Origin of the sequence: Pseudomonas syringae, assembly GCF_021606685.1 — a bacterium.
GTDB classification, from domain to species: domain Bacteria; phylum Pseudomonadota; class Gammaproteobacteria; order Pseudomonadales; family Pseudomonadaceae; genus Aquipseudomonas; species Aquipseudomonas syringae_R.
In genome coordinates this window covers 19,776-37,228 of record NZ_WKCB01000023.1, presented here as the reverse complement: position 1 = coordinate 37,228, position 17,453 = coordinate 19,776, and the positions used below count along the sequence as shown (strand labels likewise).

17 protein-coding genes are annotated in these 17,453 nt (G+C 61.8%); 10 read left to right on the top strand and 7 right to left on the bottom strand.

Annotated elements, in window-relative coordinates; translation table 11 throughout:
* Positions 1-19: 19 nt before the first annotated feature.
* A complete protein-coding gene (rpoE, locus tag GIW02_RS11650; protein WP_003172477.1) occupies positions 20-601 on the bottom strand; it encodes an RNA polymerase sigma factor RpoE in 582 nt (193 codons plus the stop codon).
* 463 nt (positions 602-1,064) lie between these two features.
* On the opposite strand from rpoE, the gene nadB reads away from it, so the two are divergent.
* The gene (nadB, locus tag GIW02_RS11645; protein ID WP_236412405.1) at positions 1,065-2,681 is read left to right on the top strand and encodes an L-aspartate oxidase; all 1,617 of its coding nucleotides are present in this window, start codon (positions 1,065-1,067) and stop codon (positions 2,679-2,681) included.
* Here the strand turns inward: nadB and GIW02_RS11640 are convergent.
* Positions 2,650-3,096 carry a protein YgfX gene (locus GIW02_RS11640; protein ID WP_236412402.1) on the bottom strand — a complete coding sequence of 149 codons (447 nt, stop codon included), beginning with the start codon at positions 3,094-3,096 and terminating at the stop codon, positions 2,650-2,652. The genes nadB and GIW02_RS11640 overlap by 32 nt on opposite strands.
* On the bottom strand, positions 3,080-3,334 hold the full coding sequence (locus GIW02_RS11635; protein WP_101267568.1) for an FAD assembly factor SdhE: 255 nt from the start codon (positions 3,332-3,334) through the stop codon (positions 3,080-3,082). The genes GIW02_RS11640 and GIW02_RS11635 overlap by 17 nt, the downstream gene beginning before the upstream one ends.
* 140 nt (positions 3,335-3,474) lie before the next feature.
* Between GIW02_RS11635 and ygfZ the strand changes: the two genes are divergently transcribed.
* Together ygfZ and GIW02_RS11625 are read left to right on the top strand one after the other, a co-directional pair.
* The gene (gene ygfZ / locus GIW02_RS11630; protein ID WP_236412401.1) at positions 3,475-4,416 is read left to right on the top strand and encodes a CAF17-like 4Fe-4S cluster assembly/insertion protein YgfZ; all 942 of its coding nucleotides are present in this window, start codon (positions 3,475-3,477) and stop codon (positions 4,414-4,416) included.
* A gap of 36 nt (positions 4,417-4,452) precedes the next feature.
* Entirely contained in the window at positions 4,453-5,274 is an 822-nt protein-coding gene (locus GIW02_RS11625) for an HDOD domain-containing protein (RefSeq protein ID WP_236412392.1), read from the top strand.
* Here GIW02_RS11625 and GIW02_RS11620 read toward each other — a convergent pair whose 3' ends face one another.
* Together GIW02_RS11620 and GIW02_RS11615 are read right to left on the bottom strand one after the other, a co-directional pair.
* Positions 5,275-6,660 (bottom strand): sensor histidine kinase, encoded by a 1,386-nt coding sequence (locus GIW02_RS11620; RefSeq protein WP_236412390.1) that lies wholly within the window; start codon positions 6,658-6,660, stop codon positions 5,275-5,277. It abuts the gene before it with no gap.
* Positions 6,653-7,324, bottom strand: a complete 672-nt coding sequence (locus GIW02_RS11615; RefSeq protein WP_236412388.1) for a response regulator — start codon at positions 7,322-7,324, stop codon at positions 6,653-6,655. Before GIW02_RS11615 ends, GIW02_RS11620 begins: the two co-directional genes overlap by 8 nt.
* Positions 7,325-7,559: 235 nt before the next feature.
* On the opposite strand from GIW02_RS11615, the gene GIW02_RS11610 reads away from it, so the two are divergent.
* From GIW02_RS11610 to GIW02_RS11590, 5 genes are read left to right on the top strand one after another with little or no spacing between them, the layout of a single operon-like run.
* Positions 7,560-8,852 (top strand): OprD family porin, encoded by a 1,293-nt coding sequence (locus tag GIW02_RS11610; RefSeq protein ID WP_236412387.1) that lies wholly within the window; start codon positions 7,560-7,562, stop codon positions 8,850-8,852.
* A 33-nt stretch (positions 8,853-8,885) separates the two neighbouring features.
* A complete protein-coding gene (locus tag GIW02_RS11605) occupies positions 8,886-9,869 on the top strand; it encodes a Bug family tripartite tricarboxylate transporter substrate binding protein (protein ID WP_268935505.1) in 984 nt (327 codons plus the stop codon).
* Between the two features lie 60 nt (positions 9,870-9,929).
* Complete coding sequence (locus GIW02_RS11600) at positions 9,930-10,388, top strand: tripartite tricarboxylate transporter TctB family protein (protein ID WP_038848178.1); 459 nt, start codon at positions 9,930-9,932, stop codon at positions 10,386-10,388.
* A gap of 1 nt (position 10,389) precedes the next feature.
* Positions 10,390-11,904, top strand: coding sequence for a tripartite tricarboxylate transporter permease (locus GIW02_RS11595; protein WP_236412385.1), 1,515 nt, complete (start codon positions 10,390-10,392; stop codon positions 11,902-11,904).
* The gene (locus GIW02_RS11590; protein ID WP_236412383.1) at positions 11,897-12,934 is read left to right on the top strand and encodes an AbrB family transcriptional regulator; all 1,038 of its coding nucleotides are present in this window, start codon (positions 11,897-11,899) and stop codon (positions 12,932-12,934) included. Before GIW02_RS11595 ends, GIW02_RS11590 begins: the two co-directional genes overlap by 8 nt.
* A 128-nt stretch (positions 12,935-13,062) precedes the next feature.
* Here the strand turns inward: GIW02_RS11590 and ung are convergent, their stop codons facing one another.
* A complete protein-coding gene (gene ung / locus GIW02_RS11585; RefSeq protein ID WP_236412380.1) occupies positions 13,063-13,755 on the bottom strand; it encodes a uracil-DNA glycosylase in 693 nt (230 codons plus the stop codon).
* A 136-nt stretch (positions 13,756-13,891) separates the two neighbouring features.
* Here ung and GIW02_RS11580 point away from each other — a divergent pair, with 136 nt between their 5' ends.
* On the top strand, positions 13,892-15,004 hold the full coding sequence (locus tag GIW02_RS11580) for an enoyl-CoA hydratase/isomerase family protein (protein ID WP_236412371.1): 1,113 nt from the start codon (positions 13,892-13,894) through the stop codon (positions 15,002-15,004).
* Between the two features lie 56 nt (positions 15,005-15,060).
* Here the strand turns inward: GIW02_RS11580 and GIW02_RS11575 are convergent, their stop codons facing one another.
* A complete protein-coding gene (locus GIW02_RS11575; RefSeq protein ID WP_236412360.1) occupies positions 15,061-15,456 on the bottom strand; it encodes a hypothetical protein in 396 nt (131 codons plus the stop codon).
* A gap of 316 nt (positions 15,457-15,772) precedes the next feature.
* On the opposite strand from GIW02_RS11575, the gene GIW02_RS11570 reads away from it, so the two are divergent.
* The gene (locus GIW02_RS11570) at positions 15,773-17,395 is read left to right on the top strand and encodes a HAMP domain-containing methyl-accepting chemotaxis protein (RefSeq protein WP_236412358.1); all 1,623 of its coding nucleotides are present in this window, start codon (positions 15,773-15,775) and stop codon (positions 17,393-17,395) included.
* The last annotated feature ends 58 nt before the right edge of the window (positions 17,396-17,453 follow it).

The window sequence follows — 17,453 nt, the reverse complement described above, 5'->3', positions numbered from 1 at the left end:
TTGGCTGTCGCCGCTGTCTTTAGTTTTCCTGCAACAACGGTTGCAAGGCTTTATCGATGGCTTCCCGGGCCCGGAAAATCCGTGACCTTACAGTCCCCACCGGACACTGCATGACGCTCGCAATGTCTTCGTAACTCAGACCATCAAATTCACGTAAAGTTAACGCCGTACGTAAATCTTCTGGCAGTTGCTGAATTGTGCGATGAACGGTTCCTTCGATCTCGTCGCGCAGCAATGCACGCTCCGGCGACTCGAGATCTTTGAGGCCGTGATCACCATCGTAAAATTCCGCATCTTCTGAACTAACATCACTATCCGGTGGGCGGCGCCCGCGAGACACCAGATAGTTCTTCGCCGTGTTGATGGCGATGCGGTATAGCCACGTGTAAAACGCACTATCACCGCGGAAGTTGCCTAGTGCACGGTAAGCCTTGATAAAGGCTTCCTGTGCAACGTCCTGCGCTTCATGGGTGTCGTGCACAAACCGCACGATCAACCCGAGAATTTTGTGCTGGTATTTCAGCACTAGCAGATCAAAAGCTCGCTTGTCGCCGCGTTGCACGCGCTCGACCAGCTGCTGATCCTCTTCCTGGGTTAGCATGAACACTCCTCGTAGTACTTGAAGGAGGCTTGCATAACTAAACGATCAGGCTTGCAAACATAGACTCGGACTTTTCGCAAAAGTTCTCCCCCTCCAAGCAAGTTTCCGGCATGCACTGATTTGGCACACACGAAAAACGCAGCACGGGCAACGCCGACTGCGCGAATAATCTTGTCGCCGGTTTTATGACGCGTCCAATGCTCCCGACGGGCCAATAAACTCAACGTTTTCCCAGCTTTCGGGCAACCTGCTATTGAGTCGGGGCTTATGCAAAAAGTTCCCGCTTCAATAACCAGCCGATTTTACCCGAGCTGCGCACCGTAATCTCACATTGCCACGAATGCCCGGCTATTGTGCCGCTCCCCCCCTCTATATACTAGTGGGCCGTGTGACCCTTTGATTCGCCGATCCAGGCGTCCTGTCTGCGCCAGTCCTTCGGATCGCTTTTTGCGGAATCCTTCAAATGAGCCAACAGTTTCAACACGATGTCCTGGTGATCGGTAGCGGCGCAGCCGGCTTGAGCCTTGCGCTGACGCTTCCCAGCCACCTGCGTATTGCGGTTTTGAGTAAAGGCGACCTGGCCAACGGCTCGACATTCTGGGCCCAGGGCGGTGTGGCCGCGGTGCTGGACGACACCGACACGGTGCAATCCCATGTCGAAGACACCCTCAACGCCGGCGGTGGCCTGTGCAATGAAGACGCGGTGCGCTTTACCGTCGAGCATAGCCGCGAGGCGATCCAATGGCTGATCGACCAGGGTGTGCCCTTCACCCGTGACGAACACGCAGGCAGTGACGACGGCGGTTTCGAGTTCCACCTCACGCGTGAAGGCGGCCACAGCCACCGCCGCATCATCCACGCAGCCGACGCCACCGGCGCCGCCATCTTCAAAACACTGCTCGAACAGGCTCGCCAGCGCCCCAATATCGAGTTGCTGGAGCAGCGCGTTGCTGTCGACCTGATCACTGAAAAACGCCTGGGCCTGCCGGGCGAACGCTGCCTCGGCGCCTACGTGCTCAACCGTGGCAGCGGTGAAGTCGACACCTACGGCGCGCGCTTCACCATCCTGGCCTCCGGTGGCGCAGCCAAGGTCTACCTGTATACCAGCAACCCCGATGGGGCCTGCGGTGACGGCATTGCCATGGCCTGGCGTTCGGGCTGCAGGGTGGCCAACCTGGAATTCAACCAGTTCCACCCCACTTGCCTGTATCACCCACAGGCCAAGAGTTTCCTGATCACCGAAGCCCTGCGCGGCGAAGGTGCACACCTGAAGCTGCCGAACGGCGAGCGCTTCATGCAACGCTTCGACCCGCGCGCCGAGCTGGCCCCACGGGATATCGTCGCCCGTGCGATCGACCACGAAATGAAGCGCCTGGGCATCGACTGCGTTTATCTGGATATCAGCCACAAGCCCGAAGCTTTCATCAAAAGCCACTTCCCGACCGTCTACGAACGCTGCCTGGCCTTCAACATCGACATCACCAAAGGCCCGATCCCCGTGGTTCCGGCCGCGCACTACACCTGCGGTGGCGTGATGGTCGACCAGCACGGGCGTACCGACGTACCCGGCCTGTATGCGATTGGCGAAACCAGCTTCACCGGCCTGCACGGCGCCAACCGCATGGCCAGCAACTCGCTGCTCGAATGCTTCGTGTACGCCCGTTCGGCGGCGGCGGATATTCTCGAGCAACTGCCGCGCGTCCCGGTACCGGCCGCCCTGCCCCGCTGGGATGCGAGCCAGGTCACCGACTCGGACGAAGACGTGATCATCGCCCACAACTGGGACGAGCTGCGGCGCTTCATGTGGGACTACGTGGGAATCGTGCGCACCAACAAGCGCCTCGCACGCGCGCAACACCGTGTGCGGTTGCTGTTGGATGAGATTGATGAGTTCTACAGCAACTATAAGGTCAGCCGCGACCTGATCGAATTGCGCAACCTGGCCCAGGTAGCTGAACTGATGATCCGCTCGGCCATGGAACGCAAGGAAAGCCGAGGCCTGCATTACACCCTCGACTACCCGCAGATGCTGCCAGAGGCGCGCGACACTATTCTGGTGCCAACCACCTACGGCGGCTGAACTTGAGGCGTACCCGCAGGCGCCGATGCACATCGGCCGCCTGCGCGTCGTGGGGCACACAGATCGAACGCACCCGCCACTCCCCCGGCACCCGGTAGCGCAGCACCACGGCCAATGGCAGTGCCAGGCTGTCGGGACGTAACTGCACGCTGTGCCAACCGCGCTGCCGACTGAACAGCTGCCAACCCTCTTCGTCACGGCGCAAGCCAGAAATCGACGAACGGTGAGTCAGCAGGACATGGCGCGGCAACACCCAGGCGGCGTGCGCAATGCACAGCAGCACGCCAAGGGAGGCAAGCGGCAGATCGACGATCAGCAGAGCACCCAACGCCAAAAGCTGGGCAAAGAGATACGCCGCCAGCAACAGCCGTGAGGCCTGCCAGCGGCATTCAAAGCGATTACTTGGGCTGGACACGATCCAGGATCATCCGGACCATGCGCTGCAACTCCGGGTCTTCCGACTCGGCCCGCTCCATGAACCAGCCGAACATGTCCTGGTCTTCGCATTCCAGCAGCCGCACATACAAGTCACGATCCACCTGATTGAGGGTGGCGTAGACCTCTTTGACGAATGGCACCAACAACACATCCAGCTCAAGCATGCCACGACGGCTGTGCCAGTAGAGGCGATTGAGTTCTACATTTTCGACCATGGAGCGCTCCTCAAATAGCGCGCAAGTATACAGGCCCGACGGCACCGGAACAGTCGGCTTTGGTCGACCCATACTGAAACTATCCATTTACCGGGCGCCCCTCTATGATGCACCCATGACTTTTTGACCTGCGATGACCCATGGCTGACTCTGCTTTCTTCTGCCCCCTGCCCCACGAAGGCGTTCTCGCCGTCCGCGGCGCCGACGCTGCCAAATTCCTGCAGGGCCAACTGACCTGCAACCTCAATTACCTGAGCGACACCCAGGCCAGCCTTGGCGCGCGCTGCACGCAAAAGGGGCGCATGCAGTCAAGCTTTCGCATTCTGTTGCAAGGGGATGGCGTACTGCTGGCGATGGCCACCGAGCTGCTGGAAACGCAGTTGGCCGACCTGAAAAAATACGCGGTGTTCTCCAAGTCCAAGCTCACCGATGAAAGCGCCGCCTGGGTGCGCTTCGGGGTGATCAACGGCGATCAGGTCCTCAGCAGCCTCGGCCTCGAGCTGCCGGCCGAGACGGACAGCGTCGCCCGCCACGAACAACTGATCGCCATCCGTGTGTCCCCGAGCCGCGCCGAACTCTGGGTGCCGGCCGAGCAAGCCGACACCCTGCGCAGCCAATTGGCCGCACAGCTAACACAAACCGATCTGAATGAATGGCTGCTGGGTCAGATTCGCGCAGGCATCGGCCAAGTAATGCCGCAAACACGCGAGCTGTTCATCCCGCAGATGCTCAACCTGCAAGCCGTGGGCGGCGTGAGTTTCAAAAAAGGCTGCTACACCGGCCAGGAAATCGTCGCGCGCATGCAGTACCTGGGCAAACTCAAGCGTCGCCTGTACCGCTTGCGCCTGGATGCGGCTGAAATGCCCGAGCCCGGCACCCCGCTGTTTTCTCCCAGCCACAACAGCTCGATCGGCGAAGTGGTGCTTGCAGCAAAAGCCGACCAGGCCATTGAACTTCTGGCGGTATTGCAAGCCGAAGCAGCCGATAGTGGCGATGTGCACATAGGCACACTGGAAGGCCCCGGTTTGCAGCTGCTTGACCTGCCTTACACGCTCGACCGCGATCGAGAGATCCAGCGTTAGTCGCCGTACCTTATTGCAACACCCTAGAGATCATGAATGAACAAGCTGGCGGAAAAAGTCCAACAGGCTTTGATTACGGCCATCGACAACGATGACCTGGTTCTGCCGACATTACCGGAAGTGGCCCTGAATATCCGTCAGGCCGCCGAAAACCCGGATATCAGCATCAGCCACTTGAGCAAAGTGATCGGTCGAGACACGGCGTTGTCCGCGCGCCTGATCAAAGTGGTGAACAGCCCTTTGTTGCGCGCCACCCAGGAAGTCACCGACCTGCACACCGCCATCACGCGGCTGGGCACCAACTACAGCAGCAACCTGGCCATCGGCCTGGTGATGGAGCAAATCTTCCACGCCCGCTCGGAAGCCGTCGAACAAAAGATGCGTGACGTGTGGCGCCGCAGCCTCGAAGTGGCGGGCGTCAGTTATGCCTTGTGCCGCAGCCACAGCCAGCTCAAGCCCGACCAGGCAGCGCTCGGCGGCCTGGTGCACCAGATCGGCGTACTGCCGATCCTGACCTACGCCGAAGACCACTACGAGTTGCTGTCAGACCCCGTCAGCCTCAACCACGTGATCGACAGCATCCACCCGCTGCTGGGTGACAAACTGCTCGGTGGCTGGGACTTCCCGGAGATGCTGGCGAAACTGCCAGGGCAGTATTTGAACCTGGAACGCGACTCGGCCAGCCTGGACTACATCGACCTGGTGCAGGTTGCCGTGCTGTATTGCCATCGCGGCACCGACCACCCCCTGGCGGACGTGCACGTCGCCAACCTCCCCGCCATCAAGAAGCTGCGGTTCGACCCCTATAGCGAAACCCTGCGCGCCGAGCTGGATGAAGCACGCTCGATGTTCTACTGATCAACCGGCGATAAAACTCACCCGCACCTTCAACCCCGCCTGCGCGCCATCATGCAGACTGATCTGCGCCAGATGCGCCCGGCAGATTTCGCCGACGATCGCCAGGCCCAGGCCGGAGCCCATGCCCTGCTGGCTGCGTCGGTAGAAGCGCTCGAATACCCGATCGCGCTCATCCAGCGGAATGCCCGGGCCGTCATCCTCGACTTCCAGCACCGCCGGCGCCGTGACCCGCAGAATCACGTTACCGCCCGGCGGCGTGTGCGCCAGGGCGTTGTCCACCAGGTTGCTCAACAACTCGTTCAACAGCGTCGGCTCACCGCGCAGCCACACCGGCTCATCGGCCTCCAGCGCCAGCGCCACGCCACGCGCATGGGCGAGGGGCGCCATGGCCATGCCCAGCTCACGCGCCAGTTGGCTGAGGTCGAGCAACTGGGCACCGCCTTCAGCAATCGCCCGGGCGCCGTTTTCGATGCGGGCCAGGGACAACAATTGATTGGCCAAGTGTGTCAGGCGGTCAGTGCCTTGAGCAGCGGTCTCCAATGTACTGCGCCAGATGGCCGGTTCCTCGGCGCGTAAACCCAGCTCCAGGCGCGCCTTGAGTGCCGCAAGCGGCGTGCGTAATTCGTGGGCGGCATCGGCAATGAACTGCGCCTGGCGTTCGAACTGGCCGCGCAGTCGCTCGGTAAAGTGGTTGAGCGACCGCACCAGCGGGCCGAACTCATGCTGCACTTCCACCAGCGGCAGGGGCCGCAGGTCGTCTGGCTGACGCTCTTCCACCGCCGTGCGCAGACGCTCCAGCGGGCGCAATGCAGCGCTGACGGCAAACCACACCAACAGCAAGGCGCCGACTGCAAGCATGCCCAGGCGCAGCAACGTGTCGGCCATCAGGCTGCGGGCCATGCTGACGCGCGCTTCATCGGTCTCAGCCACGCGAATTTCCGCCATGCCGTTCATATTCGGCTCTGAGACCGCCTTGAGCAGGCTCACCACCCGTACGGGCTGGCCCTGGTAAACCGCATCATAAAAGCGTGCCAGCGCCGGGTAATCGTCGGTGCGCGGCGTGCCCGGAGGGGGCCCGGGAAGGTTTTCATAGCCAGAGATCAGCTTCTGATCAATGTCATTGACCTGATAGTAAATGCGCCCGGCGCTGTCGTACGCGAAGGTGTCCAAGGCAACGTAAGGCACATTGGCGCTCAGGGTGCCGTCCACCTGCGTCAACCCGGCGGCGATCGTGCGCGCCGAGGCCAGCAGCGTGCGGTCGTAAGCGGTATCGGCCGCCTCGCGACCGTTCCAGTAGGCACTCATGCCGCTGGCAAACATCAGCAACACCAGCAACACCGCCAGGTTCCACAGCAGGCGCCAGCGCAGGCTGCTGGGCTTATGCATCACGGGCTTCCAACAGGTAGCCGAGGCCCCGGAAAGTCACAATGGCAATGGGCTGGCCGTCGAGTTTCTTGCGCAGACGATGCACGTAGATTTCGATGGCATCCGGGCTGGCTTCCTCGTCCAGGCCGAACACCTGGGACGCGAGCTGCTCCTTGCTCATCACCCGCCCCGGGCGGGCGATCAACGCCTCGAGCACCGCCTGTTCGCGGGAGGTCAACGTCATCAGCTCGCCGCCCACGGTGAAACGGCGGGTGTCGAGGTCATAGACCAGCACACCGCACGCCTGCTGGCGCTCGCCGCCCAGCACACTGCGCCGCAGCAGCGCCTTGACCCGCGCCTCCAGCTCCGTCAGTTCGAAGGGCTTGGCCAGGTAGTCGTCGGCGCCCAGGTTCAGGCCATGCACGCGGTCCTTCACGTCACTGCGCGCAGTCAGCATCAACACAGGCAGATTTTTCCCACGCGCCCGCAGACGCGCCAGCACCTCGAAACCGTCCAGGCGCGGCAGCCCCACATCGAGGATGACCACCGCGTATTCCTCACTGCTCAAGGCCAGGTCCGCAGCCACCCCGTCGTGCAGCACGTCGACGGTCAAACCCGTGCTCTTGAGCGCCTGGGCGACACTTTCGGCGAGTTGCAGATGGTCTTCAACCAGGAGGACACGCATGGATTTCTACCTCATTCAGGGGTGGTCGACGCCACGCTTTGGCGGGCAGTTTACAGGCGCCGCCTGCCCTGTGAAGCCCGAAAACATTGAAAGACAGTTGAAAGGTTAGTGAAAGCTTCGCCCTTTAGCATCCAGCCACGGTGGTCTATGCCCGCCGAGCTGCCCGATCCGTAGCGCCCGAAAAACGCCTCGAAGCGTTTTCGCCAAAATAAGAACAATAACTGGAGTTCCAACGATGCTGCCGACACAGCCCCAGGCTTGCCCGCCTGTTCGTTTTTCTCGCCTTTCCCAGACCGCCCTCGCCAGTGCCACTGCCCTTGCCGGCTTTTCGCCGCTTAGCCAGGCCGCCTTCTTCGAAGACAGTAGCGCGACCCTCGAAACCCGCAACATGTACTTCAACCGCGACTTTCGCGACGGCACCAGCGCGCAACAATCCAAGCGCGACGAATGGGCCCAGGGGTTCATGCTCAACCTGCAGTCGGGCTACACCGACGGCACCGTCGGTTTTGGCGTAGATGCACTGGGCATGCTCGGGGTCAAGCTCGACTCCAGCCCGGACCGCACCGGCACCGGCCTGCTGCCAACGCACGACGATGGCCGGGCCGCCGACGAATACTCCAAACTGGGCCTGACCGGCAAAGTGAAGATCTCCGCCACCGAGCTGAAGATCGGTTCACTGATCCCTGAACTGCCGATCCTCAAGCCCAACGACGGGCGCATCCTGCCGCAAACCTTCAACGGTGGCCTGTTGACCTCCAAGGAGTTCAAGAACCTGGTGTTCACCGGCGGCCGTCTGGACAAGGCCAAGGACCGTGACGACAGCAATTACGAAGACATCGGCCTCAACAACCGCAACAGCCGCTTCGTCAGCGGTGCCACCGGCAAGCATTTCAACTTCGGTGGCGTGGACTACAGGTTCGCCGACAAGATCACCGGCAGTTACCACTTCGCCCAACTCGATGACGTGTACCGCCAGCATTTCCTCGGCCTCGTGGCCTCACGCCCGATGGGCCCCGGCACCTTTGGTGCCGACCTGCGGCTGGCCATCAGCGATGACACCGGCAGCGCCCGTGGCGGCAAGATCGACAACCAATCCCTCAACGGCCTGTTCAGCTATGCGCTCAATGGCCATAAGCTGAGCGCCGGCTACCAGCACATGTCCGGCGATAGCGCGTTTCCCTACGTTGATGGCAGCGACCCGTACCTGGTCAACTTCGTCCAGATCAACGACTTTGCCGGCGCCGACGAACGCTCCTGGCAGGCGCGCTACGACTACGACTTCGCCAAGCTGGGGATTCCCGGCTTGAGTTTCATGAGCCGTTACCTCTCGGGTGGCAATATCAAACTCAATAATGGCGAGACGGGCCGGGAATGGGAACGCAACAGCGAGATCAAGTACGTGGTGCAAAGCGGCACGTTCAAGGACGTGGCCGTGCGCCTGCGCAATGCCACGTACCGCTCCAACTATTCAGCCCGTGATGCGGACGAAATGCGTGTGCTGGTCAGTTACAGCATCGCGCTCTGGTAGTAGCCCCTCATAACAACAAAGACGGAGATCACCATGACCTATTCACTGCGTAAATTGGCCCTCGCCGCCGGCTGTATGCTGTTCGCCGGCCAACTGCTGGCCGCCGACGAACCCAAGCGCCCGGAATGCATCGCCCCGGCCTCGCCCGGCGGTGGTTTTGACCTGACCTGCAAACTGGCGCAAAGCGCGCTGGTCAACGAAAAGCTGCTGAGCAAGCCGATGCGCGTGACCTACATGCCAGGCGGCGTGGGCGCGGTGGCTTACAACGCGGTGGTGGCGCAGCGCCCTGCGGACGCTGGCACGCTGGTGGCCTGGTCCAGCGGTTCGTTGCTGAACCTGGCCCAAGGCAAGTTCGGGCGCTTCGATGAAAGCGCCGTGCGTTGGCTGGCGGCGGTTGGCACCAGCTACGGGGCCATCGCAGTGAAAGCCGATTCGCCCTACAAGACCTTGGACGATCTGGTCAAAGCCTTGAAGAAAGATCCCGGCAGCGTGGTCATCGGTTCCGGCGGCACCGTCGGCAGCCAGGACTGGATGCAAACTGCACTGATCGCCAAGGCCGCCGGGATCAACCCGCGCGAGCTGCGTTATGTAGCCCTCGAAGGCGGCGGTGAAATCGCCACCGCCCTGCTCGGTGGCCACATCCAGGTGGGCAGTACCGACATCTCCGACTCCATGCCGCACATCCTCAGCGGTGACATGCGCCTGTTGGCGGTGTTCTCCGAAGAGCGTCTGGACGAGCCGGAAATGAAGAACATTCCGACCGCCAAAGAGCAAGGCTACGACATCGTGTGGCCGGTCGTGCGTGGCTTCTACCTCGGGCCAAAAGTCAGCGATGCCGACTACGCCTGGTGGAAAGAAGCCTTCGACAAACTGCTGGCCTCCGAGGAGTTCGCCAAGCTGCGTGACCAGCGCGAGCTGTTCCCGTTCGCCATGACCGGCCCGGAGCTGGACACCTACGTGAAGAAACAGGTGGCTGACTACAAAGTGCTGGCCAAAGAGTTTGGCCTGATCCAGTAATCGCCCCTCTTCTTGCTCGGCCACGCCTTGCTAACAGCGGGCGTGGCCCAGGAGTTCCGCATGCTCTTACAACGCATTTTCGCCTCAGTAATGCTGCTGGTCTGCGCGGGTCTCGCGCTGATGGCCTGGCCGTATCAGGCGGCATTTTCCTACGAGCCGGTAGGCCCTCGCGCCTACCCACTGCTGATGCTCGGGCTGATGAGCCTGGGCCTGATCTACATGATCATCCGTCCACAGCCGACTAAACACACCGAAGAAGAACCCGCGCTGGACCGCGAAACCCTGATCAAGATCGGCATTTGTGTCGGCCTGTTGATCGTGTTCGCCGGCACGTTCGAACCGCTGGGTTTCATCCTCAGCAGCATGCTGATCGGCATCCCCATGGCGCGCCTGTATGGCGGCCGCTGGCTGCCCAGCGTGGTGATCGTCAGCCTGATGGCCATCGGTCTTTATCTGCTGTTCGATAAAGCCATGGATGTTCCGCTGCCCCTCGGCCTGCTCGACGTTCTGGAGAACTGATATGGATACTTTTGGCTATTTGGGCCAGGGCTTCGGCGTTGCACTGTCCCCTTACAACCTGGTGACCGCGCTCTGCGGTACCTTGATCGGCACCGTGGTCGGCCTGTTGCCGGGCCTGGGCCCGATCAACGGCGTGGCACTGTTGATCCCCATCGCCTTCGCCCTCGGCCTGCCGCCAGAATCGGCGCTGATCCTGCTGGCAGCCGTGTACCTGGGCTGCGAATACGGCGGCCGGATCAGCTCGATCCTGCTGAACATCCCAGGCGAAGCCTCTACCGTGATGACCACCCTCGACGGCTACCCGATGGCCCGCAAAGGCCTGGCCGGTGTGGCGTTGTCGCTGTCAGCCTGGAGTTCGTTCATCGGCGCGTTTATCGCCACCTGCGGCATGGTGTTGTTTGCACCGCTGCTGGCCAAGTGGGCGATAGCCTTCGGCCCGGCAGAATATTTCGTACTGATGGTGTTCGCGATTGTCTGCCTGGGCGGCATGGCCGGCGACAAACCGCTGAAGACGTTTGTGGCGGCGCTGATCGGTTTGTTCCTGTCGGCCGTAGGCATTGACGCCAACAGCGGCGTGTACCGGTTTACCGGCGATAACATTCACCTCACCGACGGTATCCAGTTTGTGGTGCTGGTGCTCGGTCTGTTCTCCATCAGCGAGATTCTGTTGCTGCTGGAAAAAACCCACCGTGGCCAAGAAGCGGTAAAAGCCACCGGACGGATGATGTTCAACTTGAAGGAAGCTGGCGCGGTGTTCGTGGTGAACATCCGTTGCGGCCTGCTCGGTTTCATCATGGGCGTGCTGCCGGGCGCTGGTGCGACACTGGCATCAGCCGTTGCCTACATGACCGAGAAACGAATCGCTGGCGCCAGCGGCAAATTCGGCCAGGGCGACATGCGCGGCCTTGCGGCACCGGAAACCGCGATCGGCGCATCCGCCTGCGGTGCCCTGGTACCGATGCTGACCCTCGGCGTACCCGGCTCGGGCACCACGGCGGTGATGATCGGCGCACTGTCGCTGTACAACATCACCCCCGGCCCGCTGCTGTTCCAACAGCAGCCGGACATCGTCTGGGGCCTGATCGCCTCGCTGTTTATCGCCAACATCATGCTGGTGATCCTCAACATCCCGATGATCCGCATCTTCACGCGCATCCTCGCCGTGCCGAACTGGGCACTGGTGCCGGTGATCGCGATCATCACCGCGATTGGTGTGTATGCGGTTCACGCCACCACCTTCGACCTGTTCCTGATGGTCGGTATCGGCATCTTCGGTTACATCCTGCGCAAGCTGGACTTCCCGCTGTCGCCGGTGCTGCTGGGCTTTATCCTCGGCGGTTTGATGGAACAGAACCTGCGCCGCGCACTGTCGATCTCCAACGGCGCGCTGGACATCCTCTGGTCCAGCCCGATCACCTTTGGTGTGTGGGTGCTGACCGCGCTGATGTTGATGTTCCCGCTGGTGCGCATCTACCGCAAACGTGCCCTGCAGCGTCGCGCCGTGGCCGATGTCTGAGGTCACCTTTAAACATTGGTGGGGAACACCGCTGGTCGGCCTGGCCGGCGGTTACCTGGCCAGCCTGGTCGGCTGGCCTTTGCCGTATATGGTCGGTTCGTTGCTGGCGATTATCCTGGTGCGTTGCCTTACGCCGTGGCAATTGGCGGAGATTCCCGGCGGGCGCAAATGCGGCCAATGGGTGGTGGGCATCGGCATCGGCCTGCACTTCACGCCAATGGTGATCGAGCAGGTGATGAGCCATTTCGGCCTAATCTTCATGGGCGCGTTGATCACCAGCCTGTCGAGCATCGTCGGCGTGTGGCTGATGCGCCGTAGCGGTGAAGACCGCGCCACCGCGTTTTTCTCCAGCATGCCGGGCGGCTCCGGGGAGATGGTCAACCTCGGCGCACGCAATGGCGCGGTGCTCAGCCGCGTCGCGGCGGGCCAGAGTCTGCGGGTACTGGCGGTGGTGCTGTGTGTACCGGCGATTTTCAAGTACTTGCTGGACGGTGGCGCGCCGCAGTTTCATCCGGCGCCGGTGAGTTGGGCGTGGCTGGCCCTGCTGTTTCCGCTTGGCGCGTTGGTGGCCTGGGGTTGGCAGCGTTTGCGTCAGCCGAACCCGTGGCTGTTCGGGCCGTTGCTGGTGAGTGCCACCGCCAGCGTCGTGTGGGACTTGCACATCGGCCTGCCCGACGGCGGCAGCCAGATCGGCCAATGGCTGATCGGCAGCGGCCTGGGTTGCCACTTCAACCGTCAGTTCTTTCGCCGCGCGCCATCGTTCATGGGCCGCACCTTGATCGGCACAGCCTTGACCATGGCGCTGGCGACATTGGCCGCCGTGGGTTTAAGCGCCCTGACCCATCTGGACCTGCGCTCACTGACCCTCGGCATGATGCCCGGCGGGATTGCCGAGATGAGCCTCACGGCCGAAACCCTGCAACTGTCGGTGCCGCTGGTGACGGCGATGCAGGTGATGCGTTTGCTGTTCGTGTTGTTTTTGGCGGAACCGTTGTTTCGGCACTGGAACCGCAGGCCTGAACAGACTTAGCGCCTGGCACAAATCAAAATGTGGGAGGGGGCTTGCCCCCGATGACGGTGTATCAGCTAGCACATCTGCAGCTGACCCACTGCTATCGGGCGCAAGCCCCCTCCCACATTTTCAATTTGTGTTGGGCTTTAGAGTGGCGGCAAGCGCCACTCGATCGGCGTCTCGCCATTTTGCTCAAGAAACTTGTTGGTGCGGCTGAAATGCCCGCAGCCCAAAAACCCACGGTACGCCGACAACGGCGAGGGGTGCACCGACGTCAGCACCAAGTGCTTGGTTGCATCGATCAGCTTCTGCTTGCCCTGGGCATGGGCGCCCCACAGCAGGAAGACCAAGTGCGGCTGATGTTCGCTGACCACTTCGATAATCCGGTCGGTAAAGAACTGCCAGCCCTTGCCCGCATGGGCGTTGGCGTTGGCGCGCTCCACGGTCATGGTGGTGTTGAGCATCAGCACACCCTGGTCGGCCCAGCTTTGCAGGTAGCCGTGGTTGGGGATGTCGATATTCAGGTCGCGTTTGAGCTCTTTGTAGATGTTGACCAGCGACGGCGGCGCCGGCACGCCCGGTTGCACCGAGAAACACAGCCCGTGGGCCTGGCCGGGGCCGTGGTAAGGGTCCTGGCCGAGGATCACCACCTTGACCTTGTCCAACGGCGTTGAGTTGAGGGCGTTGAAAATCAGCGGACCGGGCGGGTAGATCTCCTTGCCGGCGGCATGCTCCTGACGCAGGAACTCACGCAATTGCGCCATGTACGGCTGCTCGAACTCGTCCCGCAGGGCGTGTTTCCAGCTGGGTTCGAGTTTGATACGGTCGCCTTCGGTCATAGTTGAACTGTCTTGTAGAAAAGAATGAGGCGAACCCTAGGAAAGCCGACCCGGCTTGTCAATTGATCTGACACACCATCGGCACTTTCCCACGAAGCGATCATACTGATCCTTCACTTTCTCGATTGAGGTCACGATGAACCTGCACTTCGAAGAACTGACCGGCAGCGACGGTGCCCGCATCGGCATCGCCAGCCTGGACGCTGAAAAGTCCCTCAATGCCCTCTCCTTACCCATGATTCTGGCCCTGAGCGAGCGCCTGGATGCCTGGGCCAAAGATCCGAGCATCGTCTGCGTACTGTTGCGCGGCAATGGGCCCAAGGCCTTTTGCGCCGGTGGCGAAGTGCGCAGCCTGGCCATGGCTTGCCGCGAAAAACCCGGTGAGGTGCCCGCCCTGGCCGCGCAGTTTTTTGCCGCCGAATACCGCCTCGACTACCGCCTGCACACCTACCCCAAACCATTGCTCTGCTGGGGCCACGGCTATGTGCTGGGTGGCGGCATGGGCCTGTTGCAAAGCGCGGCGGTGCGCATCGTCACACCGAGCAGCCGGTTGGCCATGCCCGAGGTGAGCATCGGCCTGTACCCCGATGTGGGTGCCAGTTGGTTCCTGTCGCGCTTGCCAGGCAAGCTCGGTGTGTTCCTTGGCCTTACCGGCGCGCATATCAATGGGCGTGACGCCCTGGACTTGGGCCTGGCCGACCGCTTCCTGCGGGATGATCAGCAGGACGAACTGATTGATGGCCTGCTGCAATTGAACTGGCAGGAACAAACGCCGATGCAGCTCAACAGCCTGCTTAAAGCGCTGGCCCAGGAAGCCGTCGAGTACCAACCCGAGGCGCAATGGCTGCCGCGCCGGGCGCAGATCGACGAATGGCTCGACGTGGCTGACGTGCGCTCTGCCTGGCGCGCCCTGAGCCAACTGCACGACCACGCCGACCCGCTGTTCAGCCGTGCCGGCAAGACCCTGAGCGAAGGCTGCCCGCTGACGGCGCACCTGGTGTGGGAACAGATCCAGCGCGCGCGCCACCTGTCCCTTGCCCAGGTGTTCCAGATGGAATACACCCTGAGCCTCAATTGCTGTCGCCACCCGGAATTCAGCGAAGGGGTGCGCGCGCGGTTGATCGACAAAGACCAGAAGCCCCACTGGCACTGGCCGGACATCAACACGATCCCGGAAGCAGTGGTGCAGGCGCACTTCACCAAAGTGTGGGAAGGCCGGCATCCGCTGGCGGATCTGTCTGATTACTGAATAAGGTTTCGCCCACAAAAAACGGCGCTTCCTGCGCCGTTTGCATTCATGACCGATCAGCGGTGACCACCGCGGCCGCCTCGATCGCCACCTCGGTCACCACCGCGACCGTCGTGCCCGCGATTGCCCCGGTGATCACCATTGCCCCGGTGATCGCCCCAACCCTGGTTCGGGTAGGGCCGGTAACCCGCCCTTGGCCCCGAGGGGTAGTAGCGCGGTGGCGGCTGGTAATAGCGCGGCGCCGAGTAGTAACGCGGGGCCGGTGCGTAGTAACGCGGTGCAGGGTAGTAATCGCGGCGGTACTGATACGCCGAGCCACCCCCGTAGTAATAAACCGGTGCCGGTGAGGTGTAGACCTCGGATCGATAGTAGCTCTGGCCTCCATCGTAGTAAGGCGCACAGGCAGAAAGGGTAAGACCGAGTAAAGCGCTGAGCAGCAGTCGTCGATACATGGCGGCCTCCTGGACCGCGAAAGAGCACCTCCAGCGACGCTGGAGGGCGGCACCCAGCTTTCGCCGAATGACAAAGTATCGGACATCAAAAACCAAATCTGGTGCGTTTTGGTAACAACTTGATACATGAACGTGGGGCGCCGATATGCCCTCTCCTCGCCTGAGCCGGCATCGCGCCCGCTGGTCAATTCACTTTATCGATTCACTAATTTTTTCTGGTTCGAAACCTTTTCGATTGCGATGATGTCACTATGACATTGCGCAAAGCCAGGGAGGCTCTAGCGTGCGCCCTTCGCTAACATGCCGGATCCGAGCCATGAAAATTTCCACCAAGCTGCTGCTTTCATTTCTACTGTGCGCACTGGTCACCCTCGGGGTCGGCCTACTGGGTATCAAAAGCGTCGTGCGTCTCTCCAACGCATTGGAACTGACGTTCTCCAACAACCTGGTCTCCGTGAGCAACACCGCGGCCACCCTCAATGGCCTGGTCGCCCACAACCGGGGTCTGTACCGCTTACTGGACGCCAGCAAGGGCGACGTCTCGGCCCAGGACCGCGACCGCGTCAGCCAGGACATCGCCAACGAACTCAAACGCAGCCAGACCGCCTACGCCACCTACCGCGCCACGCCGCTGGAAGACGACGAACGGGCAGCCGGCGACAAGCTCGACCAGATCTGGCCGAACTACATCGGCAATTCCGAACGCATTATCGCGATGATGAACAGCGGTCAGCTCGAACAGGCGCGCGCACAGCTCAACAGCACCAATAATGAGCTGTTCCGCCAGGCCCGCGAGCTGATCCGCGTGATGATCGACTCCAACAACCGCCAGATCCAGGAAGGCGCCATCGCCGCCGACGACCTGCGCAGCAGCGCGTTGACCTGGATGATCAGCGGCATCGTGCTGGCCTTCATCATTGCCCTCACCATTGGCATGCTGATCACCCGCCTGATCACCCGCCCCATCGCCCAAGCGGTCGAGAGTGCTCAACGCATTGCCAAGGGCGACCTGACCCAAGCGATCATCACCGACCGCACCGACGAAGCCGGGCACTTGCTGATGGCCCTGGCCGATATGCAGGGCGGCCTGAAAAGCACCCTGGTGGAAATCGCCAATGCCTCCGACCAGCTCGCCTCGGCCGCCGAAGAACTCAGCGCGGTCACCGACGAAAGCAGCCGTGGCCTGACCCGCCAGAATGACGAAATCCAACAAGCCGCCACCGCCGTGAACCAGATGACGGCGGCGGTGGACGAAGTGGCAAGCAACGCGGTGTCGACCTCGGAAGCATCGCGCCAGGCCACCACGGAAGCCGAGGACGGCCGCCAACAAGTGGAACAGGCAGTGTCGGGCATGTCATCGATGGTGGGCGAGATCAACGGTTCCACGCAATCGGTTGCAGACCTTGCCGCCCAAGTGCGCGAGATCGGCAAGGTGATCGACGTGATTCGCGGCATCGCCGACCAGACCAACCTGCTGGCGCTCAACGCGGCCATCGAAGCCGCCCGCGCGGGTGAGCAAGGTCGCGGTTTTGCAGTGGTGGCCGATGAAGTGCGGGCGCTGGCCCATCGCACCCAGACCTCCACGGTCGATATCGAAAAAATGATCGGTGACGTACAGACCGGTGCCGACGACGCAGTGGCCGCGATGAACAAGAGCCTGACCTGGGCCAACAACACCCAGACCCTGGCGCAAAACGCCGGTGAAGCACTGGTGCGCATCACCGCCAGTGTGGCGAAGATCAACGAGCGCAACCTGGTGATCGCGTCGGCGTCCGAAGAACAGGCGCAAGTGGCCCGCGAAGTGGACCGCAACCTGCTCAACATCCAGGACCTGTCGACCCAGACCGCCGCCGGTGCCCACCAGACCAACGCGTCCAGCCAGGACCTGTCGCGTCTGGCGACCTCGTTCAACGTGCTGGTCAGCAAGTTCCAGCTGTAACCGCCGCAGTGCCGTGCGCGACACCGTGTTGGATGCCAGCTGCTTGGTGACTACCTAG

Excerpts from the sequence above, each read along its gene's own strand:
- rpoE (WP_003172477.1), bottom strand. The coding sequence starts at position 601 with ATGCTAACCCAGGAAGAGGATCAGCAGCTGGTCGAGCGCGTGCAACGC.
- nadB (WP_236412405.1), top strand. The coding sequence starts at position 1,065 with ATGAGCCAACAGTTTCAACACGATGTCCTGGTGATCGGTAGCGGCGCA.
- GIW02_RS11635 (WP_101267568.1), bottom strand. The coding sequence starts at position 3,334 with ATGGTCGAAAATGTAGAACTCAATCGCCTCTACTGGCACAGCCGTCGT.
- ygfZ (WP_236412401.1), top strand. The coding sequence starts at position 3,475 with ATGGCTGACTCTGCTTTCTTCTGCCCCCTGCCCCACGAAGGCGTTCTC.
- GIW02_RS11625 (WP_236412392.1), top strand. The coding sequence starts at position 4,453 with ATGAACAAGCTGGCGGAAAAAGTCCAACAGGCTTTGATTACGGCCATC.
- GIW02_RS11620 (WP_236412390.1), bottom strand. The coding sequence starts at position 6,660 with ATGCATAAGCCCAGCAGCCTGCGCTGGCGCCTGCTGTGGAACCTGGCG.
- GIW02_RS11615 (WP_236412388.1), bottom strand. The coding sequence starts at position 7,324 with ATGCGTGTCCTCCTGGTTGAAGACCATCTGCAACTCGCCGAAAGTGTC.
- GIW02_RS11610 (WP_236412387.1), top strand. The coding sequence starts at position 7,560 with ATGCTGCCGACACAGCCCCAGGCTTGCCCGCCTGTTCGTTTTTCTCGC.
- GIW02_RS11605 (WP_268935505.1), top strand. The coding sequence starts at position 8,886 with ATGACCTATTCACTGCGTAAATTGGCCCTCGCCGCCGGCTGTATGCTG.
- GIW02_RS11600 (WP_038848178.1), top strand. The coding sequence starts at position 9,930 with ATGCTCTTACAACGCATTTTCGCCTCAGTAATGCTGCTGGTCTGCGCG.
- GIW02_RS11595 (WP_236412385.1), top strand. The coding sequence starts at position 10,390 with ATGGATACTTTTGGCTATTTGGGCCAGGGCTTCGGCGTTGCACTGTCC.
- GIW02_RS11590 (WP_236412383.1), top strand. The coding sequence starts at position 11,897 with ATGTCTGAGGTCACCTTTAAACATTGGTGGGGAACACCGCTGGTCGGC.
- ung (WP_236412380.1), bottom strand. The coding sequence starts at position 13,755 with ATGACCGAAGGCGACCGTATCAAACTCGAACCCAGCTGGAAACACGCC.
- GIW02_RS11580 (WP_236412371.1), top strand. The coding sequence starts at position 13,892 with ATGAACCTGCACTTCGAAGAACTGACCGGCAGCGACGGTGCCCGCATC.
- GIW02_RS11575 (WP_236412360.1), bottom strand. The coding sequence starts at position 15,456 with ATGTATCGACGACTGCTGCTCAGCGCTTTACTCGGTCTTACCCTTTCT.
- GIW02_RS11570 (WP_236412358.1), top strand. The coding sequence starts at position 15,773 with ATGAAAATTTCCACCAAGCTGCTGCTTTCATTTCTACTGTGCGCACTG.